This window comes from Polaribacter sp. OB-PA-B3, assembly GCF_054589375.1.
In genome coordinates, this window is sequence record NZ_BAAIIX010000001.1 from 201,432 (window position 1) to 227,397 (window position 25,966).

The following is a 25,966-nucleotide window of genomic DNA, read 5'->3' on the forward strand; positions in this document are numbered from 1 at the left end:
AATTTATAGCATGTCTAAATTTTACACAAAACTTACAACAAGACTTCAAAAATTTATTGAAGCACAAAAAATATTCTTTGTTGCAACTGCGCCAACTTCTGGCAGAATTAATTTATCGCCAAAAGGAATGGATTCTTTTAGAGTGGTTGATGAAAACCGTGTTTTATGGTTAAATGTTACGGGAAGCGGAAACGAAACTGCTGCACATTTATTAGAAAACAACAGAATTACTATTATGTTTTGCGCTTTTGAAGGTGCACCAAATATTTTACGTTTGTACGGTAAAGGAAAAGAAATTAAAGAAGGTGATGCTTCTTGGAATGAATTAATTACACTTTTTCCAGAAACACCAGGAACGCGTCAAATTTTTGATATTACGGTAGAATCTGCACAAACTTCTTGCGGAATGTCAATTCCGTTTTTTGAGTATAAAAGCGAAAGAAACGAGCTAAATGATTGGGCAAGCAAACAAGGTAAAGAAGGGATTTCTAAATACTGGGAAGAAAAAAATCAAATAAGTATTGATGGCTTACCAACACATATTCTAGATTAATTTTTTAATCTTTATCTACTTTTTTAATTGCGTTAATAAAATCGTTTAGGCTATTATTATTGGCAACTAAATGTATTGCTTCATCACAAATTTTTTCTGCCCTTTTTATTGAAAAATGTAGACCAACAGCTATTTTTCGCATTAATGCAACTTCTATTAATTTAGCTTCACCATCAATTAAAATCATTTTTGTTAAACGATACAAACGCTCTATTCTTTCATCATAATTAATTGGCGGATTTATCGGGTACTTTTCTGGGTTGTTTAAGATTAAAGAAAACTCTTCTAAAGTTATATTTAAGTTTTTTCCTGCTCTTATTAACAATTCTTTTTCTTCGTCTGTAATTTTACCATCTGCTCTTGCAATTTTTACAATATTAGCAAAATGACCAATTTCTTGTTTGTGTTGTCCGCTAGAATATAAATCTGATATTGCCATTTAATTTTTTTTATAAAAATAAATAAAAACAAGTAAAAAGGCTATTAAAAAAAAGCTAAAACATAAATCTAATGAATCGCTTTTTCGTATTTTGCTATACCATATCGTTATAAAATTTTAATCTAAAACTTAACTTTAGTTATGACCAATTTTTCTTACTTAAACAGAAATAATAGTATCAAAGAATTAAAAGAAACTGAATTTGATATTTTGATAATTGGTGGCGGAATTACAGGTGCTGGAATTGCTTTAGATGCAGCTTCTAGAGGAATGAAAGTTGCCTTAATAGAAAAAAATGATTTTGCTTCTGGTACAAGTAGTAAATCTACCAAACTTATTCATGGTGGCTTACGATACTTAAAACAATTCGATTTTTGGTTGGTTAAAGAAGTGGGTACAGAGCGTGCAATTGTGCACAAACTAGCACCGCATTTGGTAGTACCAGAAAAAATGATTTTACCTTTAATAGATGGCGGAACCTATGGTTCTTGGTTAACTTCTATAGGATTAAAAGTTTATGATATTTTAGCATCTGTAGAAGGAGAAGACAAACGTAAAATGCTCGATAAAGAAGAAGCTTTAGAAAAAGAACCTCTTTTACCAGAAAGTATATTAAATGGTGCTGGTTATTATGCAGAATATAGAACCGACGATGCTCGTTTAACTTTAGAAGTTTTAAAAACAGCTCTAAATTACAATGCAAAAATTGTAAATTATACAGAAGCTACAGATTTTATTTATGAAGACAACAGAGTGGTTGGCGCAAAGGTGAAAGATATTTTTACCAATGAAGATTACCAAATTAAAGCAAAATATGTAGTAAATGCAACAGGACCTTGGGTAGATAATTTACGTCAAAAAAATCACTCTAAAACAGGCAAACGTTTGCATTTAACCAAAGGAGTACATTTGGTTGTTGCGCATGAGAAATTACCGGTAAAACAATCTGTTTATTTTGATGTACCTGATGGCAGAATGATGTTTGCAATCCCAAGAGGTAAAGTAACTTATTTTGGTACTACAGATACCAACTATCAAAAAGACAAAGACAACGTAGAAACAAGTTTGGTAGATGCAACATATTTAATTTCTGCAGTAAATAATATGTTTCCAGATATAAATATTTCTTTAAAAGATATACAATCTTCTTGGGCAGGTTTAAGACCGTTAATTCACGAAGAAGGTAAATCTGCATCAGAATTGTCTAGAAAAGATGAGATTTTTGTTTCTGATACAGAACTAATTTCTATTGCAGGTGGTAAATTAACTGGTTACAGAAAAATGGCAGAACGTATTGTAGACTTAGTTGCCAAAAAATACAAAAGAAGATACAACAAAGAGTTTGATGAAATTAAAACCAGAGATATTGTACTAAATGGAGGCGATTTTAAAGATTCTAGCGAAGTACAAAGTTATACAGATGCAATTTATAACAGAATCGCAGAAGTAGATTTTAATCAAAAAGACGCAGAATATTTAGTGCATAATTACGGAAAACAAACAGACATTATCTTGCAAAAATTTGACGATTTAATGCATGATAATATGCAAGAAAAAATGATAAAAGCAGAAGTTTGGTTTGCTATAAATTATGAAATGACTTGTACACCAACAGACTTTTTTATGCGTAGAACGGGTCGTTTATTTTTTGATGCAAACAGTGTTTACACACATAAAGATTTAGTAATACAACTATTTAACAATCAGTTTAATTGGGATGAAAATCAGAAAGAAAAAAATAGTAAAGAATTGGATGAAAAATTAACATCAATTTTAAATTTCAATTAAAAAAAAAGATATATTTGTTATAGCAAAATTTAATTTTTAAGGCTTATGAACATATAGTTAGTTATACCTCAGCAAAAGCGGGTTCTTTTAAGAAAAAAGAACAGCTACTATATTAATAATAAGAACAACCTTAAATTTTAAAATAATGAAAAAAACATTCAATATAGCATTCGTGCTATTTATAGCTACGGCTTTATCTTTTACAACTAAAATTACCAATATTCAAAATACTTTAACTGCTACTTTTATAGAAGTTACAGACGATGATTTCTTTAAATTTATAGATGCTGATAAAAAAGAAATCCTTTTTTACGATGTAGTCGAAGAAGTAGAAATAAGTTTGTATGATGATGAAAACCTAAACAAGAAATTTAAAATTACTTGGGTAGAAAAAGAAATCGAATTAATGGATGATGAAGGAGATTTAACCGGAGAAAAAAAGAAAGTGAAATCGATAACTTCACTTACATTAATAAACTAATTTTATAAAAGAAACCGCTTATTTTTAAAGCGGTTTTTTTTATACATTTTCTCTTAAAAGACTTTTATATGTTTTTCGAAGTTGAACGGGCGAAACACCTAATTTATATTGTAAAAAAACATATCCATTAATTAAATTTACTTTTAACCAAGAATTTTGTTCGTATTTTCTTGCGCTAACAGTAGCTTTAGATTGTATAATATTAAATTTTATTTTTTGTTTTCGAACTCGACCAATCATTTCAAAATCTTCCATAATACAAAACTGTTCGTTATAGCCATTTAGATTATAAAATGTTTTTTTTGTGAAAAATTGGCATTGATCTCCGCCACCCGCAAATAAGCCATCTTTGGTTGTAAACTTACTGTTAAAATTTAAAAACGCCGAATCTTTATCGAATTTATAAGCAAAAAAACCAGCCTTATTTCCTTGGTTTACAGCTGTTATAATTTCTGAATAAAAATTAGTTGGTAATGCGACATCAGCATGTAAAAAAAGAAAAATATCACCGTTTGCCTTTTTTGCACCAAAATTCATTTGTGCTGCTCTTCCTTTTTTATCGCTTGTAAAATATGTAACTTTAGAAAAAGTTTTACAAACTTCCGGACTTTCATCTGTAGTTTCAGGAGAATTAGATACAATAATTTCTAAAGGAAATTTGTTAGCTTGTTCACATAAAAACGACAACCTTTTTAGAAGGTTTTCTTTCTCATTATATACCGGAATAATAATACTTAATAACATATTTAAACGTACGTAAATTTATATGAAACAGTTTTTTTTAATACTTGCTTTTGCTTTTAGTTTTCACCTTGTTGCACAAGATAACATAAATTATAATGAGGTTTCTCAAGATTTATTACAAAATATAATGGATGGAAAATCCTATATAAAAGAAGTTAAAATTTTAGAAGAAAGTACTTTAGAAAATTTGGTTGCACAATTAAAAACCGACAAAGAAAAAATTGCTTTTTGGGTAAATGTTTACAATTCTTTTATTCAAATATCTTTAACCGAAAACCCAAAAGAATATGAAGATAGAGGTGCTTATTTTAAAAAAGAACGTGTAAAAATTGCTGGTGAAATTTTATCTTTTGATGATATAGAACACGATATTTTAAGAAGATCTAGAATAAAACTAAGTTGGGGTTATTTAAGAAAGTATTTTAGACCAAAATGGGAACGCAAATTACGTGTAAAAAATATTGATTGGCGAATTCACTTTGCACTTAATTGTGGCGCTAAAAGTTGTCCGCCAGTAGCAAAATTTACACCAAAAGGTTTAGATAAAGAATTCGATTTTATGACAACAGAATACTTAAAAGAACAAACTACTTATAATAAAGATACAAGAACAGCTAAATCTGTTTCTTTATTCTCTTGGTTTAGAGCAGATTTTGGGGGTTTGTGTGGCGCAAGACAAATTTTAGCTGATTATAAGATCACATCAGAAAAACCTAAAAAAATAGAATTTAATAATTACGATTGGACTTTGAGTTTAGGTAATTTTAGAAAAATTCCTAACTAATTATAAAAATTTTTAGTTTAAAAAAAGCCTTCTATTTGAGTAAATAGAAGGCTTTTTTTAAACTTCTTTTTGATTATTTTCTATTTCTTCTGTTAAATCTAAATCTCTTAAAACAGGGTTTTTTAAAGCGGTTACACCAACGGTTAATAAAGTCATTGTTCCACCAAAAACCACCGCCGCCACTGGACCAATAAGTTTTGCTGCCAAACCACTCTCAAAAGCACCTAATTCGTTAGAAGAACCTACAAACATAGAGTTTACAGAAGAAACTCTACCACGCATATCATCTGGTGTTTTTAACTGTAAAATAGTTTGTCTAATAACCATCGATATACCGTCTGCAGCACCGCTTATAAACAATGCTAAAATACTTACCCAAAAGATAGAAGATAATCCGAAGGCAATTATACTAAGTCCAAAAACAAAGACAGATACCAACATTTTTTTACCAGTATTTTTATTGATAGGAATATACGTTGTTAAAAACATTGTTACGATACTTCCCATAGAAATAGAAGCATTTAAAATACCAAATCCTTCTGGGCCAACTTTTAAAACATCTTGAGCAAATACAGATAAAATAGCAACTGTTCCACCAAATAACACTGCAATCATGTCTAAAGTTAAAACTCCTAAAATTGCTTTATTTTTAAAAACAAAGCTAATTCCTGCCTTTAAACTTTCTTTCATTGGCTCGCCTATTTTTTTATTTAAAATAGGTTTCTTTTTAATTAAAAATGTAAAAATTAAAGATAGAATTACTAAAATAAATACTAAGCAAAGGGTTTGATCTACACCAATCCAACTTATTAAAAAACCCGCAGCTAAAGCACCAGAAACGGAAGCAGTTTTCCAGGTACTTGTGCTCCAGGTTGCTGCATTATGATAAATATTTTTAGGAACAAGTAAGGCAACTAAAGAAAATATTGTTGGGCCGAAAAAAGATCTTAAAAATCCGCCAAAAAAAACCAAACCGTATATAGAATATAATATCGAATTGGTAGACCAGCTATTAATTACACTATCTGTGGTTAGTAAAAATAACCCCAAACTAATTAAAGAAAATGCAGCTGTACAAACTGCAAGCAAATTTCTTTTTTCTTTTTGATCTACAATATGACCCGCAAATAATGCCATTGTAAATGCTGGTATAATTTCCATTAAACCAATAATACCTAAAGATAACGGATCTTTTGTAATCGAATATACTTGCCATTCGATAACAATAAATTGCATAGACCAACCAAAAACCAATAAAAATCGTACAAATAAGAAAATATTAAATTCTCTAATTCTTAATGCTGCATAAGGATCGAGCTTATTCATTTTAATAAATTTTAAATATTGAACTTTTTAAAAAACCAATTCTTAATTAAAATCGTAAGTCTTTCGAGTTCTTTTTGTTTTCAACTTAAAAATAATTAAAAACAAAAGTAGGGTAAATCTAAATAGAGTTGTCTTATAAATGAACAAGAATAATATCAATATTAAAAAACATACAAATGAAAAAAATTACATTATTAGTAGTATTTATTTTTACGGGGTTATTTAGTGTAAGTTCTAGTGCACAATCAAACGAAAAAACGATAACTGCAATTTATAAAGGCATGACGATTTCCGATAATTTTAAATTTGAGGACAGTAAAGGAAATCCTATTGTTTTTCATGATGAAGACCAATCTTTTGAAGGTTCAATTACTCTTTGGGATGAAGGTTTAATTGGTAAAAGAATTAAAGTTTCTTATAAATGGGTAGATGTACATTTATTTGATGATCAAGGTTTGGCTACAGGAGAAACTATGAAAGTTAAAAGAATTTTTAATTACAGTTTACAATAATTAGTAGAATTAAAACTTTTTTGAATTAATTATTAAAAGCCAGCTTTATGCTGGTTTTTTTGTGCTCATTTAAACTAACACACTTACTATATACTGATATACAATTGTTTAAACTGTTAAAGTTGTTTAATATTCTTTCTTTTTGGGTTAACAATTTTCACATATGGGTTAATTTTAACTGTAATTACGTTGTTACTTTGTATCGGAATTAAAGGACATATTTTAAAACCTTAATTTATAAAAAAAAGACAATTATGAAAATTGTCATCAATCAATAAAAAACTTTAAATATTAGAAATTATGAAAAAATTATTTACTCAAACAGTTGCCTTATTATTTGTTGCTATTTTATCTTTTAATGTACAAACAACTAACGCACAAGAAACTACTAAAACAAGCAACGAAAAAACTTTAACTGCTACTTTTAAAGGATTAAATGTTAGTGATAACTTTAAATTTGAATTTAATAACGGTGAAGCAATTGTATTTCACGATGAAGCAAAATCATCACCAAGTAAAATTAGTTTATTTGACGAAGGATTAATTGGAGAAAGATTTACAATTTTTTACAAGTGGGTAGATGTAATGTTATTCGAAAACGGTGAAGCTACCGGTGAGACAATGAAAGTTAAAAGAATTTACAACATTATGCCAGCAAATAATTCTTACCAAAGACCAGATGTTTTAGTTACTTCTAACGAACAGTAAAATATATAAATATTTATAAGAAAGGCTTAAAGTGTTAACTTTAAGCCTTTTTTGTTAACTCAACTTCATGTCCATTAAAATGGCAAAAGTTTGATTTATATCTTGCTCTTTTACAACAATTGTCATTTCATTTGTTGTAGAAATAATTTCTTGTAACGGAATATCTGCCCAAGCCAATTGCTTTAATATAAAGTAATAAATACCAGATTGTTCTAAATTTTCTTTTGGCAACTTTATAGTAATCGAAGCCAAATCTAATACATTAGATATTAAAGTTTCTTTTTCGAAAATATCATTTACAAAAGGTTGCAAATTTTTACTAGTAACAATATTTGTTTCGAAAATACCTTGAGAAACTGTTAAAAAGTAATCTGAATTTTCTGATGATTTCGTTAAAATCTTTGCAATTTCTTTTAAAAGAGAAGGCGTATTTTTAAATGTAAAATCACATAAATCAGATCTTACAATTACATCACCTAAATCTAAAGCTAACTTTTTTATATTCTTTCTAATACGAAGTTCGCTAGCAGGAGAAAGCCTATTAATTGCCATCATTACTGCACCAACCTTAACATCTTTCTTTAATAAAGTAGAAACTTCTGGTAAAATAATTCTAGCCAAAGAAGAAACATTTATCAATTTTTCATGCAAAGCTTCTTCAATAAATGGTGTTTTTCTAATGGTACTTTCTACAACTTCTTGTATTGTTTTCATACTTATTGTTTAATATAACATACTAATGTTCAAAATTAAACAATTAATCTAATTTATTCGTTAACTTTTTAAATTCTTTTTTAGCGTCTTTATTATTGTATAAAACGTTGTAAACGGCATTAATAATTGGTGTGTTTGCTCCGTTTTGCTCTTTCATTTTAAAAGCACTTTTTGTAGCATAAAAACCTTCTGCAACCATACTCATTTCCATTTGTGCAGATTTTACAGTGTAACCTTTACCAACCATATTACCAAATTGTCTGTTTCTACTAAAAACAGAATAACCAGTAACTAATAAATCACCTAAATATGCAGAGTTATTAATGTTTCGCTTCATTTTATGAACTTTTTTAATAAAGCGTTTCATTTCTCTAATTGCGTTACTCATTAACACAGATTGAAAATTATCTCCGTAACCCAAACCATGTGCAATACCTGCGGCAACTGCATAAATATTCTTTAACATTGCGGCATATTCTGTACCAATAATGTCATCAGAAATTTTAGTTTTTATATACCAACTTTTAAGAGATTTGCTCATTAACTTGGCATTCTCTTGGTTTTGACATGCAATTGTTAAGTAAGACAAGCGTTCCATGGCTACTTCTTCTGCGTGACAAGGCCCAGTAATAACACCAATATTTTCATAAGGAATGTCATAAACATTATGAAAATGCTCGCCAACAATTAAACCTGTTTCTGGTACGATACCTTTTATTGCAGAAAAAATTATTTTCCCTTTTAATGATTTTTTTAATTTTTCTAATTCACTAACCAAAAATGCAGACGGTATCGCAAAAATTAAAACATCATAGTTTTCTACCATTTTATTAATGTCGTTAGACAAATCTAGTTGACTCGCGTAAACATCTGCAGATCTTAAATAATTAGGGTTATGATTGTTCTTTTTTATATGATCTATGGCAGATTTGCTTCGCATATACCAACCAACGGTTTCTAAATTTTCTGAAAGCATCTTCACAATTGCAGTTGCCCAACTTCCTCCACCTATAACCGCTATTTTTTTCTGATTATTCATTTATTTATAAATTTTATGCCCCAAAAGTAAGAAATTTACTATCTAATGATGAATGCTAGTATGAATTATTATATTTGTAAGACTTCAAACTTTATTATGAAAATACAAATCTCTATTCTTTTTAGTGTTTTTTTATTGATAACATCTTGTAAAGTTAAATCACAATCTAAAGAAGCGTCTAATATAGAAATCAAAAATCAGACCGAAACTAAAGGTACTGTTAGTATTTTAGAAAAAGAATTTGTAATTAAAAATTTAAATAACGTTTCGCATAAAGTTTGGTTGTATTTACCACCAAATTATACAACTTCAAAAGAAAAATATCCAGTAATTTACATGCAAGACGCTCAAAATCTATTTGATGCAAAAACCTCTTTTGCTGGCGAATGGGAAATTGATGAAACCTTAAATAAATTATATAATAAAACTAAAAAAGGTTTTATTGTTGTAGGTGTAGAAAATGGCGGAGAAAAAAGAATTGAAGAATACACCCCTTGGTCTAACACAAAATATGGTGGTGGTAAAGGAGACGTTTATTCAGATTTCTTGGTAAATACATTAAAACCATATATCGACAATAATTATAAAACTAAATCCTCTGCAGAAAATACAGCTATTATTGGAAGTTCTTTAGGTGGCTTGATTTCTTTTTATACCGGTTTAAAACACTCTAAAGTATTTGGTAAAATTGGTGCACTTTCTACTTCTTTCTGGTTTTCTAGCAAAGTAAATTCTTTTGCAGAAAAACACGCAAACCTAAAAAACACGAAATTGTATTTATTAGTTGGCGATAAAGAAGGGGCTTCTATGGTGCCAGATACAGAAAATATGGCCGAAAGGTTAGTTGATAATGGTTTCGAAGCAAAAAATATAAAAACTAAAGTTGCTGCAAACGGTACGCACACAGAATCGTTTTGGAAATCAGAATTTTTAGAAACAATAACTTACTTATTCAATTTATAAACAAAAATGAACGTACAAATTATAAACAAATCTAAACACGCTACAGCAAATTACGAAACAAATGGTGCTGCTGGTATGGATTTAAAAGCTAATATAGAAGAAGCAATTATTTTAAAGCCTTTAGAAAGAGCCATTATTAAAACAGGCTTATTCATAGCCTTACCTATCGGATTTGAAGCACAAGTTAGACCTAGAAGTGGTTTGGCTGCAAAAAAAGGAATTACAGTATTAAATTCTCCTGGTACAGTAGATGCAGATTACAGAGGAGAAATTGGTGTTATTTTGGTAAACCTATCTAATGAAGATTTTGTTGTAAATGACGGTGAAAGAATTGCACAATTAGTAATTGCAAAACACGAAAGGGTTGTTTGGCAAGAAGTAGATGCTCTTAGTGAAACAGAAAGGGGCTCTGGAGGTTTTGGAAGCACAGGCGTTTAAAATGGATGATATAGATTTACAACCTTTAAGAATTACAAGTAGTTGGCATGTAGAATGGAATTTATTTTATGAAGTTGATCCTTCTAAAGAAACCATGCAATATCTAGATTCTAGCTCTTTATTACATCTAAATAATTACAGTTTAATGCGTGCTATAAACTTAGATTATAGACCAGAAAATGATGTAAACGGACACTTTTATTTAAGGGTTCTTAATTTAAAAGAAGTCATAAGTTCTAAATCTAAAGAAGTATCTTTTGATGCTGATTGGGAAAATTTATATTTCGAATTAAAGTCTAAAAGTAGAATTGAAATTGTCAAACAAATAGAAAGGTTGGTTAGAGAAACCCCTCCTTTTAAAGAAAAAAATATAAACTAAATAAATTTAAATTATGATTTTAGGTGTATGTGAATGGTTAAGTACAAAAACGCAATTTTCAGCAAAAAACATTAGAATTCTATTTGTTTTACTCGTATTATTTGCTGGTTTAGGTATTGGTGCTTACTTTATTTTATGGTTGGTAAAAATTCTATCTAAAGAATAAGTTTATATTTTTTTATAAACCTGACTCATTTTTCGAACCTTATCATGTAATAATTCAAAAGGTAGAAAAGTGTGAGAATGATATTGATACCCAAGTTTTTTTATAAAATTGAAACGCTTGGGGTTGTTCATTCATAGCATCTAACCAAATAATTTTATAGTCTTTTTCTTTAGCTTTTTCTTCTAACCAATTTAGTATTTTTTTACCAAAACCTTTGCCTTGAGTTTTTTCATGAAGATATAATCTATGTAATTTCATTTGTTTTTCTTCGGATAAACCTTCTAAGGTTTTATCCCAAATAATTCTAAGGTTTCCTGTTATCTCATTCTTATAACAGATAAAATAATAAGATGAATTCTCTTCTAAAAGCTCTTGTTTTAGGTTTTCTTTAGAATATTGAGAGTTGATATACCAATTTCCTTCATCTTCCCAAAAATGACTATACGCTGTCGGATATACAGTTTTCATTAAAGCATATAAAACCTCAGCATCAGAAATTAAAATCTTTTTTAATTTAAGATCTTCTGTAATTTTTATCATAACTAAATATAATAAAAAACTGCCATAGATTGATTAATTCTATGGCAGTTAATAATAGTTAGAACTTTTAAATAAACTTATTCTTGATTTTCTATAGCAACTTTTATTTTACCTTCAAGTTCTTCTGCCAATTCAGGATTGTCTTTAATTAAACCTTTAACGGCATCTCTACCCTGACCTAATTTTGTGTCTCCGTAGCTGAACCAAGATCCGCTTTTTTTAACAATACCTAAATCTACACCAATATCTAAAATTTCACCAACTTTAGATATTCCTTGCCCATACATAATATCAAACTCTGTAATTTGAAAAGGTGGTGCAACTTTATTTTTAACAATTTTAACCTTTGTACTATTTCCAATAACTCGGTCACCGTCTTTAATTTGTGTTCTTCTTCTAATGTCTAATCTAACAGAAGCATAAAATTTTAATGCATTACCACCAGTTGTTGTTTCTGGGTTACCAAACATTACACCAATTTTTTCTCTTAACTGGTTAATAAATATAACAGTACAATTTGTTTTAGAAATAGTACCTGTTAATTTACGCAATGCTTGCGACATTAAACGTGCATGAAGACCCATTTTAGAATCTCCCATTTCTCCTTCTATTTCAGATTTTGGTGTTAATGCTGCTACAGAATCAATAACAACAATATCAATAGCACCCGAACGAATTAAGTTTTCTGCGATTTCTAATGCTTGTTCACCATGATCTGGTTGAGAAATTATTAAATTATCTATATCTACACCTAAGTTTTCTGCATAAAATTTATCGAATGCATGTTCTGCATCAATAAAAGCTGCAATTCCACCAGCTTTTTGTGCTTCTGCAATTGCGTGTAACGTTAATGTTGTTTTACCAGAAGATTCTGGTCCGTAAATTTCTATAACTCTACCTCTTGGATAACCACCAACACCTAAAGCCAAATCTAAACCTAAAGAACCAGATGAAATTGCATCTATATCTTCTGTAACTACATCACCTAATTTCATTACAGAACCTTTACCATATGTCTTATCTAGCTTATCTAGAGTAAGTTGAAGTGCTTTAAGTTTTGCTGCTTTTTCTTTATCTGCCGCCATAAATCTTGCTTGTTTTATTTTTAAATAAGTGCCACAAGTTACAAAAAACTAAGATGAATTCACTAAAAAAAAAGAGTCAAATTTATACTATTTTTACACAAATTATTTATGCAAATGAAAACCAAGGTAATCTTACAAAACAATTTTTCTACTGTTGTAATAGAAAAAGGAGAGTTAATCAGTTTTATAAAAAACAACCAAGAATTTGTACATCAAAAAGGTAATAAAGGTTGGCGAAATTCTGATGATGAAATGTTTCCAGTAATTGGTCCGACGGTTAAAAATAATTTTAGAGTACACACCAAAAATGGCGACGCTATTTTAGACCAACATGGTTTGTTGCGAGAATTAGAATACAATTTAATTTCTTCGGATGAAACTTCTGCAAATTTTATAAAAGAATACGTTAAAAATACTATAGTTACAAACAGTAAGTTTCCTGCTAAATCGAAAGAAGAAAATTTAAATTGGCCTTTTAATTTTACGTTTGAAAAACATTTTACTTTAGAAAATGATATTCTAAAAATCGATTTTATTATACATTCTGAAGTAGGAATGCCATTTATGTTAGGTTATCATCCGGCTTTTTTATTATCTAATACGGGTAAAGAAACTTTAGAAGCAGGTAAAGAAAAAATTACATTAAAAGATATTTACAAAGCGGGCTCAAACGCTTTTCCGGTATTAGATACAGAAAAAATTACGTTAAAAAACATCAATAAAAACGACTTAGAAATTACCACAATTGGTTTTAACAACTTTATGCTTTGGACGGAAGTTGATAACATGTTATGTATTGAACCAATTACGCAATATACCTCTTATACAGACCAAAAGTTTTCTGAAGAAAATATGAGTTTATCTAAAGGTAAAAATGAATTTTCTGTAATTTTAAATGTACTATAATTTGCCAGAAACTCATCATCATTTTATGATTCATAAACCTTGGGGAATGATTTCTCAGTTTATAAATCCCGCGAAGCGGAAAAAAAAATTATTAGGCGATTTGTACGATTTTCCTGAAGGAACGATGGCAATTGGTCGTCTAGATGTGCCTTCTGAAGGTTTATTACTTTTAACTACAGATGGTAAAGTATCCGCAGAAATTAGATCTAAGAAATACGAAAAAGAATATTATGTACAAGTAGATGGTGTTATAACAGAAAAGGAAGTTGAGCAATTAAGAAATGGTGTAGAAATAGGTTTTAATGGTAAAAAATATACCACAAAACCAGGAAAAGCCTTTTTAATTGACGATCCCAAATTTCCGTTAAGAAGTCAGAAAATAAGAGATGAAAGACATGGCCCAACAAGTTGGGTTTCTATAATTATTAGAGAAGGTAAATTTAGGCAAGTTCGAAAAATGACTGCTGCTGTTGGTTTGCCCACTTTGCGACTAATTAGAGTAAGAATTGGCGATATACTTTTAGGAGATTTAGAAGTTGGCGGCGTTAAAGAAGTAACGAATTTAATAGAAAAAGAGAAGTAAAATTACTTCTCTTTTTTATTTTTAGTTCTAACTAAAATTCAAATCCTAAATAGATTTGTACTACTCTATTTTTTGGTTTGTCTTGGTCATAAATATCACTTTGACCGATATGATATCTGGCACCTAAACTAACACCTGCATCACTTTTAAAACCAGCACCAACATTTACACCCCAATCAAAATTACTTGGTTCAAACTCTTGTTCTGTATCATATAAAACAAAACCGGCATCAAAAGTTTCTTTATGTGAAATCGAAAACCCTATTTGCGGACCCGCTTCTATAAAAAAGCTTTTTACAGGATACATTTTTAACATTACTGGCACATTTATGTATTCTAATTTCTGTGTATAAGTACCGTTTTCATCTACTATTTTATATCCTTGTTGTGAGTATAAAATCTCTGGCTGAATTGCAATGTGTTTACCAACATAAGATTCACCATAGATACCAATATGAAATCCGTGTAAATTAGATGTTTCAGATGTGCCGTCGAAACTTACAGAAGATAAATTGTAACCTCCTTTAATACCAGCCGAAGCTGAGTTTTTTCTGTCTTGTGCGTTTAATGTAATACTTGTAATAAACATTAAAGCTATTGTAAAATATAATGTTTTCATTTTTTTCAATTTTAAATTATTTACCGCCATTTGCTTTTAAATCTGCTAAACATTGTGCATCTAAAGTTGGTAAACTTCCACCAGAAACCATGTTGCCAATTCCTTGGCTAGATTCTGCGGCCCAATACATTAAACAATCTTGTTCGATGCAATGTTTTGGGTGTTCTTCATCTTCATGATCACTTTGTAATTCGGTTCCTAGATTTGTTAAACCTAAAATATGACCAAATTCGTGATGAATAACAGAGCTTTCTAAAAGGCTTCTATTTGGCTCGAACGTACTATCGCTTAATCCTTGTATAGTTTCTTCATAAATAACAAAAGAAGTGTTCCAATAAGCGGTTCCTAAAATTGCACCTTGATTGCTGTCTTTAGATGATTTACCATCAATAAACAATACCCAAACTGCAATTGTATTATTTGTGTTGTATTGTGTTCTATTTTCTTTTTCAATTTCTACAACCTCTTCTAAAGTATAAGTTGTTTTACCTGTGTTTTCTATTGATTTCTCTACAAACGTTACCCCTTCTGGTTTAAAAGTTCTTTCGTTTATAAAGTTTTTAAAATTATTTAAAGCTGCTTCTGTTGGTTTAAAACCTTGTATATAGGCAACTTCAACAATCATTTTTTTAAAAGTAGAAGCAGAAAGTAAATCGTTAGCAGAAGAACCTGTTTGCTGTCTATTTAAGTTAACATTTATAGGTGTTTCTGGCTCTGTAATTATATCTGTTTCTGAGGAACAAGATGTAATAATTAAACAAACTAAAAATACTTTTAATAAAAATTTTATCATTATTGATTGTTCTTTAAAACTTTACAATTGCTATAACGTAAATAACAATTGTAAAGTAATTCTATTGTTTTTTACTATTAAATTTTCTGAAAAGTTAATGTAATGCTAGCATCTGTTTTACTTTCTAAAGCTACCATTGTATCGCTATAAGAAGTTATTACCCAATCGTTATTTAAAGCACTTACACTATTGTTGCTACCAAATGCAATATTTAAAAATACTGATGTATCTGAACTTACAGAATACGTACCTTCTATTTCTGATAATGCAGCGTTTACATTATTTTTAGCAACTAATTTAAGATCGTTTGTAAACTCTATAGACCAATCTGCAAAATCTGCTGCCGTGTTAACACCTGCGTTTACAAAACTTTGTACTTTAAATTGTGTGTTTGTTAAAGTTGCTTCTACTTCTGCAGCCATTGTTGCAGCTTCATCTTCTTCTTCTTCAAATTGAACACAGTCTGAAATTGAATCTCTAAATTCAGTATCAGAATTTAATTGAACTGTTGTACCATTACTTAATGTTGCACTAATAGGATAATTTACTGTAAAAAATTCATCTGATTGTAAACCGGTCATAAAAGTATATAATTGCTTTTCTGATTGTAAAACCACTGTACCTGTTTGTTCTAAAGCAATATCATAAGTTAACATGGTAATAGGAAAATTAAAATCTAAACAAGAAATTGCATCTCTACCTTCTGCTTCTGCACTTTCACATTCTGCATTTAAAGCATCTAATTCTTCTTGATTATTTACGGTAACTTCTGTGTAATTACTAGTTCTTACTTTTATAGGAAAGTTAAATGTTACACTGTCTGTATCATCATTAAATTCTGCAAAAATATTTAAAACAGCAGAAAAATCTAATTCAGATATTATTGAAATATTTTGTCCGTTTACTATTGCTGTTAAAGGAAATAATAACTCTGTACAGGCATTACCGTCTAAAAAATCATCATTAGAACCATCGTTCATAGAAGCTCTTTCAAAATTAGAAGCGGTTGGCGATGTAGAAGAGTTTGCGTTTGGATTAGAACCAACTTGTGTATTTTCTTCTGATTGGCATGATGTAAATCCTAAAACTGCTGTTAATGCAAATACTGTAATTAATTTTAATGTTTTCATTTTAATACGTTTTAATAATAAATGTTTATTGTTTCTGTTAGTAAGACAACTCTATTTTATTTTACCCTACTTTTTTTTTAAAGACTATTTTTTGCCCTTCTGTTAGTTAAACAACTAAACATTTATTTACCCTACCTTTGTATTCTATTTTTTTTATTTTTATAATTTAAAACCCTACAATGACTAATAAATCTCTTTGCGACGAAATTTATTTTAATGAGTTTTACACATCTCATATACAGTCTGCTAGTAACTTTGCTTACTACAAATCTGGCAATAAAAATACGTCATTAGATTTAGCGCAAGAAGCTTTTATAAAAATATGGGAAAATTGTGCAAAAATAGATTTTTCTAAAGCTAAATCTTACTTATTTACAGTTGTTAACAATCTCTTTTTAAATAAAGTTAAACACGAAAAAGTTGTTTTTGAATATGCGAAAAATAGCCCGTATTTAGACGTTAATAACCAAAGTCCAGAATATTTATTAGAAGAAGAAGAATTTAAAGAGAAACTAAAAAATGCCATAGAAAACTTAACCGAAGGAGAACGAGAAGTTTTTCTGATGAATAGAATAGACGGCAAAAAATACAGAGAAATAGCAGAAATGCTAGAAATATCGCAAAAAGCAGTAGAAAAAAGAATGTCTTCTGCCTTAAAAAAGTTAAGAAATAAAATTGATGGTATTTAAAAGTAGGGTAAATAAACATTTAGTTGTTACATATATAGAAGTCTAACAAAATGGAAAAAAACAAAGACATATTAAAATGGCTAAACAGAGATATTTCTGACGAAGAACTACTGCGTTTAAAAGAAACTGAAGGTTTTGATACATTAGAAAAAATTGCACATTACGCATCGCAAATAGATACGCCTAAAGTTAATGTAGAAAATGCATTGGCAGAGTTAAAATTAAAAACTCAAAACAAAACTAAAAAAGGAAAAGTTGTTGCTTATAATTTTAATAAAATATTTAAATACGCCGCAGTTATTGCAGTATTGTTAACAACAAGTTACTTTTTACTTTATAGCAACGATACCAATTATACTACGGAATTCGCACAAACAAAAACATTTAATTTACCTGATAACTCAGAAGTTATTTTAAATGCAAATTCTAACATTTCTTATGCTAAAAAAGAGTGGGAAAATAATAGAAATTTAAACCTAGACGGAGAAGCTTTTTTTAAAGTACAAAAAGGAAAAAAATTTACTGTTAATACAGAAATTGGTAATGTTACCGTTCTTGGTACACAATTTAATGTAAAAGAAAGAGCTAATTATTTCGAAGTAAAAACTTACGAAGGTTTGGTAAGTGTGGCTTATAAAGATACACTTGTAAAATTACCTAAAGGATCAATTTTTAAAGTTGTAAATGGTATTATAGATACTAATACCACTTTTGATACATCAGAAAAATCTTGGTTACAAAAAGAATCTAATTTTAAAAGTACACAGCTTAAATTTGTACTTAAAGAAATAGAAAACCAGTTTGGTTATACAATTACAACAAACAATATAAATTTAGAAACGTTGTACTCTGGTGGTTTTACACATTCAGATATTAATGTTGCATTACAATCGGTAACAATACCGTTGCAGTTGTCTTATAAAATTGATGGTAAAACAATTACGATCTATACATATGATCAATAAATTATCTTTAATTTTATTAGGTTTATTACTTACTACAAGTATAAATTATGCTCAGAAAACGCCTTCTAAAGTTGCGCTTTCTTCTTTGCTAATTTCCTTAGAAAAAACATACGATATTAAGTTTTCTTATTCTGATGATGACGTTGAAAACATACAAATTATAGCTCCAAAAACAGGTATTTCTTTAAATGCTCTTTTAACTTATTTAAACCAAAAAACTTTTTTACAGTTCAAAACCTTAGACAACAGATATATAACAGTTTCATTTTTAAATAAAACTATTAATATCTGCGGGAATGTATTAGAAAACCAAAATCTTATGCCCTTAGCTTTGGCTTCTGTTAAAGTAAACGGTTACAATTTAGGAACAACAACAAACACAAACGGTATGTTTTATTTGCAAAATGTGCCCGTAAAATCTGTTATAACTATATCATATATTGGTTTTAAAAACTTAAAAATTTCTGCCAAAGAATTATTTATAAATCCTAATTGTAAACAGCTGTATTTAGAAGAATCTTCAGAAATTTTATCAGAAATTACAATGCAAAAATTTTTAACTTCTGGCTTGCAAAAAAGTACCGACGGAAGTACTATTTTAAATACAGAAAAATTCGGAATATTACCAGGATTAATAGCACCCGATATTTTAAAAACTATCAAAATTTTACCTGGCGTAGAAAGTGTAAACGAAAGTATTTCTAATATAAATGTAAGAGGTGGTACAAATGATCAAAATTTAATGCTTTGGGACGGAATTAAAATGTACCATGCTGGTCATTTTTTTGGATTAATTTCTGCTTACAATCCGTATTTAACAAAAAAAGTTACGGTTACTAAAAATGGTACAAGTAGTGTTTTTTCCGACGGAGTTTCATCAACAATTAACATGGAAACATCGAATAGAATAACTAATAAATTTTCTGGTGGTGCAGGTTTTAATTTAATAAGTGCAGATGCCTTTGTGCAAATACCAATTAAAGATAATTTAGAATTGCATATTTCTGGTAGAAGATCTTTTACAGATTTTTTAAACACGCCAACTTATACCAATTATTTTAATAGAAGTTTTCAAGAAAATTCTATTGTTTCTAACAATGTTAACAACTCAGAATCTAAATTTTTCTTCTACGATTATTCGTTTAAAGTTTTATACGATCTTAGTTACAATCATGCAATTAGAGCCAACTTTATTCACATAAAAAATAATTTAGATTATCTAGAACAATACTCAAACGATAACAATTCTATTGAAGAAAATAGTAATTTAAAGCAAGAAAATTTAGGTGCTAAAATTAATTGGGAAGCTAATTGGAATTCTAAATTTACAACCAATCTCTCGGCCTTTGTTTCAGATTATAGGATCAATTCTTCAGACTATAATAAAGATACAGATCAGTTTCAAACACAATTTAACAACGTTTTAGAAACAGTTGTAAAACTAAATACTGTGTATGAATTTTCTGATATTTTTCAGTTAACAAACGGTTTTGTTTTTAACGAAATAGGAGTTAAAAATACAACAAGTATTAATGCACCAACTTTTTCTAAAACGATAAAAGAAGTGTTGTTAAAAAGTGCTTTTTATTCTGAAATTGAATATCAAAAAAATAATACTTACGCTAGAGTTGGTTTTAGAGCTAATTACTTTGATAAGTTTCAAAAATTTATTTTTGAGCCTAGAATTAACATAAGACAAAAATTAAATAAAACGTATTCTTTAAAGTTAGAAGGAGAGTTTAAAAATCAAACAACGGCTCAAAAAATAGATTTTGAAGATAATTTTTTAGGTATCGAAAAACGTAGATGGATCTTATCTGATAATGATAGAACGCCTATAATTACAAGCAAACAAGTATCTTTTGGTGTTTCTTATTCCAAAAATAAACTGTACGCAGATATTACAGGTTTTTACAAAGTAGTTAACGGTATTTCTACAGCAAATCAAGGTTTTTACAACAACACTCAAAACTTTAATTCTATTGGTAATTATAAAATTAAAGGAATTGAATTTTTAATAAACAAACAAACCGATGTAATTAGTACTTGGTTAAGTTATACGTTGGCAGAAAACAACTATACATTTGGTGTTTTTAATCCGAAGAAATTTGCAAATAGCTTAGATATTACACACTCTTTAAGTGCTGGTTTAAATTATAATTTTACTAAAAATTTAAAAGCATCTATTGGCGGAATTTTACGTTCTGGTAGGCCTTTTACAAAACCTGTAAATGGTAACGAAACTATACAAAATGGCGATAAAACCATTGTAAATTACGACAACCCAAATACAGAAAATCTAGGTAACTTTTTTAGAATTGATGTTTCTGGAAGTTATAATTTTTTATTTTCTGATGCTATAAAAGCCACTATTAGACTTGGTTTTACAAACATTACTGATAGAAAAAATACAATAGATTCTTATTTTGTTGTAGATGAATCAGAAGAAAATAATGTGAAAAGAACAGATAATTACTCGTTACCTTTTACGCCAAATTTAAGTTTTAGAGTACGTTTTTAATTCTAATATCTATCCATTCTAATATGTGGTATACCATCTTCTAAGTACTCCTCTCCTACTTTTGTAAAATTATGAGATTCATAAAATTTTTGTAAATATTTTTGAGCAGAAATGGTAATTGTATCGCTATTAAAATTTTCTTTTATTGCTTTTATAGAAGCTTTCATTAAATTGTGCCCGTAACTATGTTTTCTTTCTAATGCTGCTACCACTACTCTACCAATACTAGCATTTTTAAAATAATCACCAGGTTTAAAAATACGTGTGTAAGCAATAATTTTTTCATTTTTAAAACCAATTACATGTAAAGATTTTTGATCTTTAAAATCTATATCTTGATACACACAATTTTGCTCTACCACAAAAACTTCCGATCGCAATTGCAAAATTGCATACAATTCGTCTACTGTTAGTTCGTTAAAAGATTTTACTTTAATATTCATATTATTAACTACTTAATTTACTAAAAAAATCACTTAAACTATCTTTTTATAAGTTTAAGTGATTTTATTAAAAACTTACAAGATGTTATCCTGCACAAGAAATTTTACCTACTCTATTTGCATGTCTACCACCTTCAAATTCTGTAGAAAGAAAAATATCTACAAAACCAATAGCTTGTTGTAAAGAAACAAAACGTGCCGGAATTGTAAGAATATTTGCATCGTTATGTTGTCTTGTTAATGCAACTAACTCATTGTTCCAACACAAAGCAGCTCTTATGCCTTGGTGTTTATTTGCCGTCATTTGTGCGCCGTTACCAGAACCGCATAAAATAATTCCTAAAGTTGCTTTACCAGTTTCTACTGCTTCTGCAGTAGGATGAATAGCATCTGGGTAATCCATAGACGCATTAGAATCTGTACCAAAATTAATAACATTGTGTCCTTTCTCTTCTAAATGTTTTATAATTTCGAACTTGTATTCTGTACCAGCGTGATCGTTACCAATAGCAATTGTCATAATAAATTGATTTTAATTAAGTTGTGTGTTACAAAAATACAGAAACTAACGGTTATCAACAGTTATAAACAATCAAAAAAATAGCTTTTTTAATAACTCTTTAGTTTTTAAGTTTTTAGCATTTTAATAGAATGTTAAGAACTTGCAATGAAAAACTGAAAAGTATTTTTGGTGAATTCAATATTTATTACAATACAGCGAGTAGTTTAACATATGCAACTTTTTTTATGAGTTTTTGATAAAAGTTTATCAACATAAAATTTACAATTTGTTTACATAGAATTACAAGATAGTTATTCAGATTATTTAGTTAATACCTGTTTATAACTATTGTTAATAACTCTATTTTATTATTGATTATAAAGCTTTTAAACTACTCATAACATGTAAACGTTTTTTAATAACTCATATATTAAAATAAAAAAGTAAAATTTTATTGTAACTATTCACACACTATTATAACCATCATTGTTTTTTAAAAATTTTATAAAAGAAAAATAATTATAATATAGAATGTTTATAACTGTGAAAAACCGAAAAAAAAATTGAAGTGAAAATTAGAAAGATAAAGTTTGAAAAAATTTAACTGTTTTCTTTTCTGCTTTTAGTAGGTAAGTGGTGTCTTTTTGAATTTCTAAGCTTTTTTCTTGCGGATCTATTTTTTTTAAAGATTTATTAACAGTAATTACTGTTACAATAATTCCTGAAATAAAAATAAAAGCAAATAGGCCGATAATTTTACGTAGATTTTTCATCTTAATTTAAAAGTCTCTTTTTATAAAGACGCTAATTTTTAAAATTCGTTACACAAAAATTAAGATTTTTTTAACTTTTGTATTTGAAAACTAATTAATTACGAAATTAATTGCTTTGGGTATGATATTAATTTGAAGTTTATCTGAAGTTATTAATTCCCCATCAGCTTGTATAAAAGAGGTGCCATTTATAGGTTTTATTGTAATTTCTGATGTTTTATAAGTGCTAACTTTTTTATGATTTACAATTGCACCAGAGTAGAGTTTTGGTAAATTAATTATTAAATCTAAAAAGTTTAAGTTTTTAGCAATAGTTATATCTAGTAAGCCATCTGTTGTATTTACGTTTTTTGTAAACTGCATACCGCCGCCAGAATATTTACAAATACCGCAAACCACCATTAAGCACTTGGCTTTTAATTCTTTATTATTTATAAGTATCGTGTAATCTTTTTTCTTGTAAAAAATTAAACCATAAATACCTGCTAATAAATAAGATAAAGCACCAAATTTTTTAAGGTATTTTAGTTTATTAACAATGTAACCATCATAACCAATACCTGCTACATTGTTGTAATAAATTAAATTTTTATCTGTAGTAATTGCACCAATATCTTGTAAAGTTGTATTTTTATTTGATATAATTTCTATAGTTTTTTCTAGAGATTTGGGTTGTTTATAGGTTTTAATCCAATCGTTACCTGTACCTAAAGGAATCACTGCAATAGTTATATCAGAAGTTTTTACATATCTTTGCAGCATTATTCCGTTAACTACATTATGCAATGTACCATCTCCGCCAACGGAAATAATATTTCTAAACCCTTTTTGAATAGCGTTTTGTACCAATTCAATTTCATGTTTAGAAAACCTTGTAAAAGCAAAAGAGTAATCTACATTCTTCTTGTTTAATAATTGTTGAATTTCCTTCCATTGTTTAGAAAAATTCCGATTTCCAGAAGCTGGGTTAGCAATTATATACCAAGAATTAATATTGATTTTATCAATAGTAGACATAAATAAATTATTATAAACAAGCCAAATTACAAAATAGATTCATAACAGTTTTTTAATGCTTTATTAAACTTATAATTGTAATTTGCAGAGTACGTTAATTTTTATCAAAAAAATAGAAAGAATTAACGCTTAAATAGAAGTATAAATGACAAAAAAGAAGAAAAAAATATATAAAAAGAAAGGTAAAGTCGTAAAAAATTTAACTAAAAATATATTCAGAATTTTAAATGAAGACAGTGATAAGTTTTACAATTATAAACAAATTGCTGCTAAATTAAGTATTGTAGATACCGATGGTAAAAACCAAGTAATTAAAAAGTTAGCAGAACTTGCATCTACAAAAAAAATTGTAGAAGTAGACAGAGGTAAATTTAAAATAAATGCAGATAGAAAATACTCTGTAGGTACTCTAGATATTACATCTAACGGTAATGGTTACTTTGTTACAGAAGATTATGAAGACGATATTTTTATACCAAACGTTAATTTAGGTAAAGGTTTACATAACGATATTGTAAAAGCTTATGTGTACAAAAAACGAAGTGGTAAAAAGTTAGAAGCAGATGTTGTAGAAATTTTAGAACGTGCTAAAACAGAATTTGTAGGGGTTTTACAAAAAAGTAAAAACTTTGGTTTTGTGTTGCCAGATAGTAATAAAATGTATGCAGATATTTTTATTTCTGAAAACAAAATGAATGGTGCCGAACACGGAGATAAAGTACAAGCTACAATTTCTGATTGGCCACAAAACTCTAAAAATCCGTTTGGTAAAATTACCAAAGTATTAGGTAAACCTGGTGATCATAACACAGAAATGCATTCTATTTTATTAGAATACGATTTACCATACGAGTTTCCGGAAGAAGTAGAAAAAGATGCAGAAAGTTTGTCTTTAGAAATTACTGAAGAAGAAATTTCTAAACGTAGAGATATGCGTAAAGATTTAACTTTTACGATAGATCCTAAAGATGCAAAAGATTTCGATGATGCTTTGTCCTTTGTAAAATTAGAAAATGGTAATTACGAAGTAGGAATTCATATTGCAGATGTTTCGCATTATTTACAACCAAAAACAATATTAGATGACGAGGCTTATGACAGAGCAACATCTGTATATTTAGTAGATAGAGTAGTGCCAATGCTACCAGAAATGTTAAGTAATGGTGTTTGTTCTTTACGTCCGCATGAAGAAAAATTAACATTTTCTGCTGTGTTCGAAATCAATCAAAAAGCACAAGTAGTAGGTGAGTGGTTTGGTAGAACTGTAACGTATTCTGACCAACGTTTTGCTTATGAAGAAGCACAATCTATTATAGAAAATTGTAAATTATCTGATGATGTACAACCTTACACAATGCCATTAGAAACATCTATTATAGATAAAGAATACGAAGTATCTTCAGAAATTGTAGAAGCAACCTTACAACTAGATAAATTAGCAAAAGTATTGCGTAAAAAGAGAATGAAACAAGGTGCAATTTCTTTTGATAGAGTAGAGGTGAAGTTTAATTTAGATGAAGAAGCAAACCCAGTTGGGGTTTTCTTTAAAAAGTCTAAAGATGCTAATAAATTAATCGAAGAATTTATGTTGTTAGCAAATAGAAAAGTAGCAGAATTTATTGGTCGTAAAAAAGGAAAACCTTCTAACGATACATTTATTTACAGAGTTCATGATGAGCCAGATTTAGAAAAATTGGCCTCTTTACAAAACATTATTAGTAAGTTTGGTTATAAGATAAATACAGAAACTAAAGAAAGCACATCTGCAACTTTAAATCAGTTGTTAAATGATGTAAATGGTAAAGCAGAATCTAATATGATAGAAACTTTAGCAATTAGATCTATGTCTAAAGCAGTTTATACTACACAAAATATTGGTCATTATGGTTTAGCTTTCGATTATTATAGCCACTTTACATCACCTATAAGACGTTATCCAGATGTAATGACACATAGATTACTTCAACATTATTTAGATGGCGGAAAATCGCCAAAAGCAGAATTGTATGAAGAAAAATGTAAACATTCTTCGAAAAGAGAAGAATTGGCATCAAAAGCAGAAAGAGATTCTATAAAATATATGCAGGTAAAATACATGCAAGATCATAAAGATGAAGTTTTCGATGGTGTAATTACAGGTGTAACAGAATGGGGAATTTATGTTGAAATTTCTACAAATAAATGCGAAGGAATGGTAAGAATTAGAGATATAAAAAGTGATTATTATATTTTTGATGAAAAACAGTATGCTATTGTTGGCCAATCTACTAAAAACATGTACCAATTAGGTGATGATGTAAGAGTACAAGTTAAAAAAACAGATTTAGAGCGTAAACATTTAGATTTTAATTTGATAGAAGATTAAT

30 protein-coding genes are annotated in these 25,966 nt (G+C 28.5%); 16 read left to right on the plus strand and 14 right to left on the minus strand.

What is annotated here, in order from left to right; genetic code table 11:
- Positions 1-10 precede the first annotated feature (10 nt).
- Positions 11-553: a pyridoxamine 5'-phosphate oxidase family protein gene (locus ACYPV9_RS00850; RefSeq protein WP_299064365.1), complete on the plus strand. Its 543-nt coding sequence runs from the start codon at positions 11-13 to the stop codon at positions 551-553.
- A 4-nt stretch (positions 554-557) separates the two neighbouring features.
- Here the strand turns inward: ACYPV9_RS00850 and ACYPV9_RS00855 are convergent, their stop codons facing one another.
- Positions 558-992 (minus strand): TerB family tellurite resistance protein, encoded by a 435-nt coding sequence (locus tag ACYPV9_RS00855; RefSeq protein WP_459741284.1) that lies wholly within the window; start codon positions 990-992, stop codon positions 558-560.
- 141 nt (positions 993-1,133) lie between these two features.
- On the opposite strand from ACYPV9_RS00855, the gene ACYPV9_RS00860 reads away from it, so the two are divergent.
- Together ACYPV9_RS00860 and ACYPV9_RS00865 are read left to right on the plus strand one after the other, a co-directional pair.
- Entirely contained in the window at positions 1,134-2,780 is a 1,647-nt protein-coding gene (locus ACYPV9_RS00860; RefSeq protein ID WP_459741285.1) for a glycerol-3-phosphate dehydrogenase/oxidase, read from the plus strand.
- A 145-nt stretch (positions 2,781-2,925) separates the two neighbouring features.
- A complete protein-coding gene (locus ACYPV9_RS00865) occupies positions 2,926-3,261 on the plus strand; it encodes a hypothetical protein (protein WP_299064368.1) in 336 nt (111 codons plus the stop codon).
- Between the two features lie 39 nt (positions 3,262-3,300).
- Here the strand turns inward: ACYPV9_RS00865 and ACYPV9_RS00870 are convergent, their stop codons facing one another.
- Entirely contained in the window at positions 3,301-4,005 is a 705-nt protein-coding gene (locus tag ACYPV9_RS00870) for a TIGR04283 family arsenosugar biosynthesis glycosyltransferase (protein ID WP_459741286.1), read from the minus strand.
- A 22-nt stretch (positions 4,006-4,027) separates the two neighbouring features.
- Here ACYPV9_RS00870 and ACYPV9_RS00875 point away from each other — a divergent pair, with 22 nt between their 5' ends.
- Positions 4,028-4,789 (plus strand): DUF547 domain-containing protein, encoded by a 762-nt coding sequence (locus tag ACYPV9_RS00875; RefSeq protein WP_459741287.1) that lies wholly within the window; start codon positions 4,028-4,030, stop codon positions 4,787-4,789.
- 57 nt (positions 4,790-4,846) lie between these two features.
- On the opposite strand, the gene ACYPV9_RS00880 is transcribed toward ACYPV9_RS00875, so the two are convergent.
- A complete protein-coding gene (locus tag ACYPV9_RS00880; RefSeq protein WP_459741288.1) occupies positions 4,847-6,115 on the minus strand; it encodes an MFS transporter in 1,269 nt (422 codons plus the stop codon).
- Positions 6,116-6,291: 176 nt separating this feature from the next.
- Between ACYPV9_RS00880 and ACYPV9_RS00885 the strand changes: the two genes are divergently transcribed.
- Together ACYPV9_RS00885 and ACYPV9_RS00890 are read left to right on the plus strand one after the other, a co-directional pair.
- Positions 6,292-6,627: a hypothetical protein gene (locus tag ACYPV9_RS00885; protein ID WP_299064376.1), complete on the plus strand. Its 336-nt coding sequence runs from the start codon at positions 6,292-6,294 to the stop codon at positions 6,625-6,627.
- 300 nt (positions 6,628-6,927) lie between these two features.
- Positions 6,928-7,335, plus strand: a complete 408-nt coding sequence (locus tag ACYPV9_RS00890; protein ID WP_459741289.1) for a hypothetical protein — start codon at positions 6,928-6,930, stop codon at positions 7,333-7,335.
- Between the two features lie 54 nt (positions 7,336-7,389).
- On the opposite strand, the gene ACYPV9_RS00895 is transcribed toward ACYPV9_RS00890, so the two are convergent.
- Both ACYPV9_RS00895 and ACYPV9_RS00900 read right to left on the minus strand, forming a co-directional pair.
- Positions 7,390-8,049, minus strand: coding sequence for a hypothetical protein (locus ACYPV9_RS00895; RefSeq protein ID WP_299064379.1), 660 nt, complete (start codon positions 8,047-8,049; stop codon positions 7,390-7,392).
- A gap of 43 nt (positions 8,050-8,092) precedes the next feature.
- Complete coding sequence (locus ACYPV9_RS00900) at positions 8,093-9,088, minus strand: NAD(P)H-dependent glycerol-3-phosphate dehydrogenase (RefSeq protein WP_299064381.1); 996 nt, start codon at positions 9,086-9,088, stop codon at positions 8,093-8,095.
- Between the two features lie 96 nt (positions 9,089-9,184).
- Between ACYPV9_RS00900 and ACYPV9_RS00905 the strand changes: the two genes are divergently transcribed.
- The 4 genes from ACYPV9_RS00905 to ACYPV9_RS00920 are packed head-to-tail and all read left to right on the plus strand — an operon-like array spanning position 9,185 to position 11,034.
- On the plus strand, positions 9,185-10,051 hold the full coding sequence (locus tag ACYPV9_RS00905) for an alpha/beta hydrolase (RefSeq protein WP_459741290.1): 867 nt from the start codon (positions 9,185-9,187) through the stop codon (positions 10,049-10,051).
- Between the two features lie 6 nt (positions 10,052-10,057).
- Positions 10,058-10,489, plus strand: coding sequence for a dUTP diphosphatase (gene dut, locus ACYPV9_RS00910; protein WP_459741291.1), 432 nt, complete (start codon positions 10,058-10,060; stop codon positions 10,487-10,489).
- 1 nt (position 10,490) lies between these two features.
- Positions 10,491-10,868, plus strand: coding sequence for a hypothetical protein (locus ACYPV9_RS00915; protein ID WP_299064387.1), 378 nt, complete (start codon positions 10,491-10,493; stop codon positions 10,866-10,868).
- Positions 10,869-10,881: 13 nt separating this feature from the next.
- A complete protein-coding gene (locus ACYPV9_RS00920) occupies positions 10,882-11,034 on the plus strand; it encodes a PspC domain-containing protein (protein WP_077810678.1) in 153 nt (50 codons plus the stop codon).
- 54 nt (positions 11,035-11,088) lie between these two features.
- Here ACYPV9_RS00920 and ACYPV9_RS00925 read toward each other — a convergent pair whose 3' ends face one another.
- Both ACYPV9_RS00925 and recA read right to left on the minus strand, forming a co-directional pair.
- Positions 11,089-11,574, minus strand: a complete 486-nt coding sequence (locus ACYPV9_RS00925) for a GNAT family N-acetyltransferase (RefSeq protein WP_459741292.1) — start codon at positions 11,572-11,574, stop codon at positions 11,089-11,091.
- A gap of 77 nt (positions 11,575-11,651) precedes the next feature.
- Positions 11,652-12,659 carry a recombinase RecA gene (gene recA / locus ACYPV9_RS00930; RefSeq protein ID WP_299064391.1) on the minus strand — a complete coding sequence of 336 codons (1,008 nt, stop codon included), beginning with the start codon at positions 12,657-12,659 and terminating at the stop codon, positions 11,652-11,654.
- Positions 12,660-12,773: 114 nt separating this feature from the next.
- Between recA and ACYPV9_RS00935 the strand changes: the two genes are divergently transcribed.
- Both ACYPV9_RS00935 and ACYPV9_RS00940 read left to right on the plus strand, forming a co-directional pair.
- Positions 12,774-13,565: an aldose 1-epimerase gene (locus ACYPV9_RS00935; RefSeq protein ID WP_299064393.1), complete on the plus strand. Its 792-nt coding sequence runs from the start codon at positions 12,774-12,776 to the stop codon at positions 13,563-13,565.
- Entirely contained in the window at positions 13,555-14,148 is a 594-nt protein-coding gene (locus tag ACYPV9_RS00940; RefSeq protein WP_299064395.1) for a pseudouridine synthase, read from the plus strand. Before ACYPV9_RS00935 ends, ACYPV9_RS00940 begins: the two co-directional genes overlap by 11 nt.
- A gap of 31 nt (positions 14,149-14,179) precedes the next feature.
- On the opposite strand, the gene ACYPV9_RS00945 is transcribed toward ACYPV9_RS00940, so the two are convergent.
- From ACYPV9_RS00945 to ACYPV9_RS00955, 3 genes are all read right to left on the minus strand, one after another.
- Positions 14,180-14,767 (minus strand): porin family protein, encoded by a 588-nt coding sequence (locus ACYPV9_RS00945; protein ID WP_299064397.1) that lies wholly within the window; start codon positions 14,765-14,767, stop codon positions 14,180-14,182.
- A gap of 16 nt (positions 14,768-14,783) precedes the next feature.
- A complete protein-coding gene (locus ACYPV9_RS00950) occupies positions 14,784-15,560 on the minus strand; it encodes a membrane metalloprotease (RefSeq protein WP_459741293.1) in 777 nt (258 codons plus the stop codon).
- 77 nt (positions 15,561-15,637) lie between these two features.
- Positions 15,638-16,690, minus strand: coding sequence for a hypothetical protein (locus ACYPV9_RS00955; protein ID WP_459741294.1), 1,053 nt, complete (start codon positions 16,688-16,690; stop codon positions 15,638-15,640).
- A 179-nt stretch (positions 16,691-16,869) separates the two neighbouring features.
- Here ACYPV9_RS00955 and ACYPV9_RS00960 point away from each other — a divergent pair, with 179 nt between their 5' ends.
- The 3 genes from ACYPV9_RS00960 to ACYPV9_RS00970 are packed head-to-tail and all read left to right on the plus strand — an operon-like array spanning position 16,870 to position 20,865.
- Entirely contained in the window at positions 16,870-17,379 is a 510-nt protein-coding gene (locus tag ACYPV9_RS00960) for an RNA polymerase sigma factor (RefSeq protein WP_459741295.1), read from the plus strand.
- Between the two features lie 50 nt (positions 17,380-17,429).
- Positions 17,430-18,344 carry a FecR family protein gene (locus ACYPV9_RS00965; protein WP_299064405.1) on the plus strand — a complete coding sequence of 305 codons (915 nt, stop codon included), beginning with the start codon at positions 17,430-17,432 and terminating at the stop codon, positions 18,342-18,344.
- A complete protein-coding gene (locus ACYPV9_RS00970) occupies positions 18,334-20,865 on the plus strand; it encodes a TonB-dependent receptor (protein ID WP_459741296.1) in 2,532 nt (843 codons plus the stop codon). The genes ACYPV9_RS00965 and ACYPV9_RS00970 overlap by 11 nt, the downstream gene beginning before the upstream one ends.
- A gap of 2 nt (positions 20,866-20,867) precedes the next feature.
- Here the strand turns inward: ACYPV9_RS00970 and ACYPV9_RS00975 are convergent, their stop codons facing one another.
- The 4 genes from ACYPV9_RS00975 to ACYPV9_RS00990 all read right to left on the minus strand — a co-directional run bounded on the left by ACYPV9_RS00975 (position 20,868) and on the right by ACYPV9_RS00990 (position 23,600).
- Positions 20,868-21,308, minus strand: a complete 441-nt coding sequence (locus ACYPV9_RS00975; RefSeq protein WP_299064409.1) for a GNAT family N-acetyltransferase — start codon at positions 21,306-21,308, stop codon at positions 20,868-20,870.
- 85 nt (positions 21,309-21,393) lie between these two features.
- On the minus strand, positions 21,394-21,828 hold the full coding sequence (gene rpiB / locus ACYPV9_RS00980; RefSeq protein WP_299064411.1) for a ribose 5-phosphate isomerase B: 435 nt from the start codon (positions 21,826-21,828) through the stop codon (positions 21,394-21,396).
- Between the two features lie 557 nt (positions 21,829-22,385).
- The gene (locus ACYPV9_RS00985; RefSeq protein ID WP_459741297.1) at positions 22,386-22,583 is read right to left on the minus strand and encodes a hypothetical protein; all 198 of its coding nucleotides are present in this window, start codon (positions 22,581-22,583) and stop codon (positions 22,386-22,388) included.
- A gap of 90 nt (positions 22,584-22,673) precedes the next feature.
- Positions 22,674-23,600, minus strand: a complete 927-nt coding sequence (locus ACYPV9_RS00990) for a diacylglycerol/lipid kinase family protein (protein WP_459741298.1) — start codon at positions 23,598-23,600, stop codon at positions 22,674-22,676.
- Between the two features lie 145 nt (positions 23,601-23,745).
- On the opposite strand from ACYPV9_RS00990, the gene rnr reads away from it, so the two are divergent.
- On the plus strand, positions 23,746-25,965 hold the full coding sequence (rnr, locus tag ACYPV9_RS00995; RefSeq protein WP_459741299.1) for a ribonuclease R: 2,220 nt from the start codon (positions 23,746-23,748) through the stop codon (positions 25,963-25,965).
- Position 25,966 lies beyond the last annotated feature (1 nt).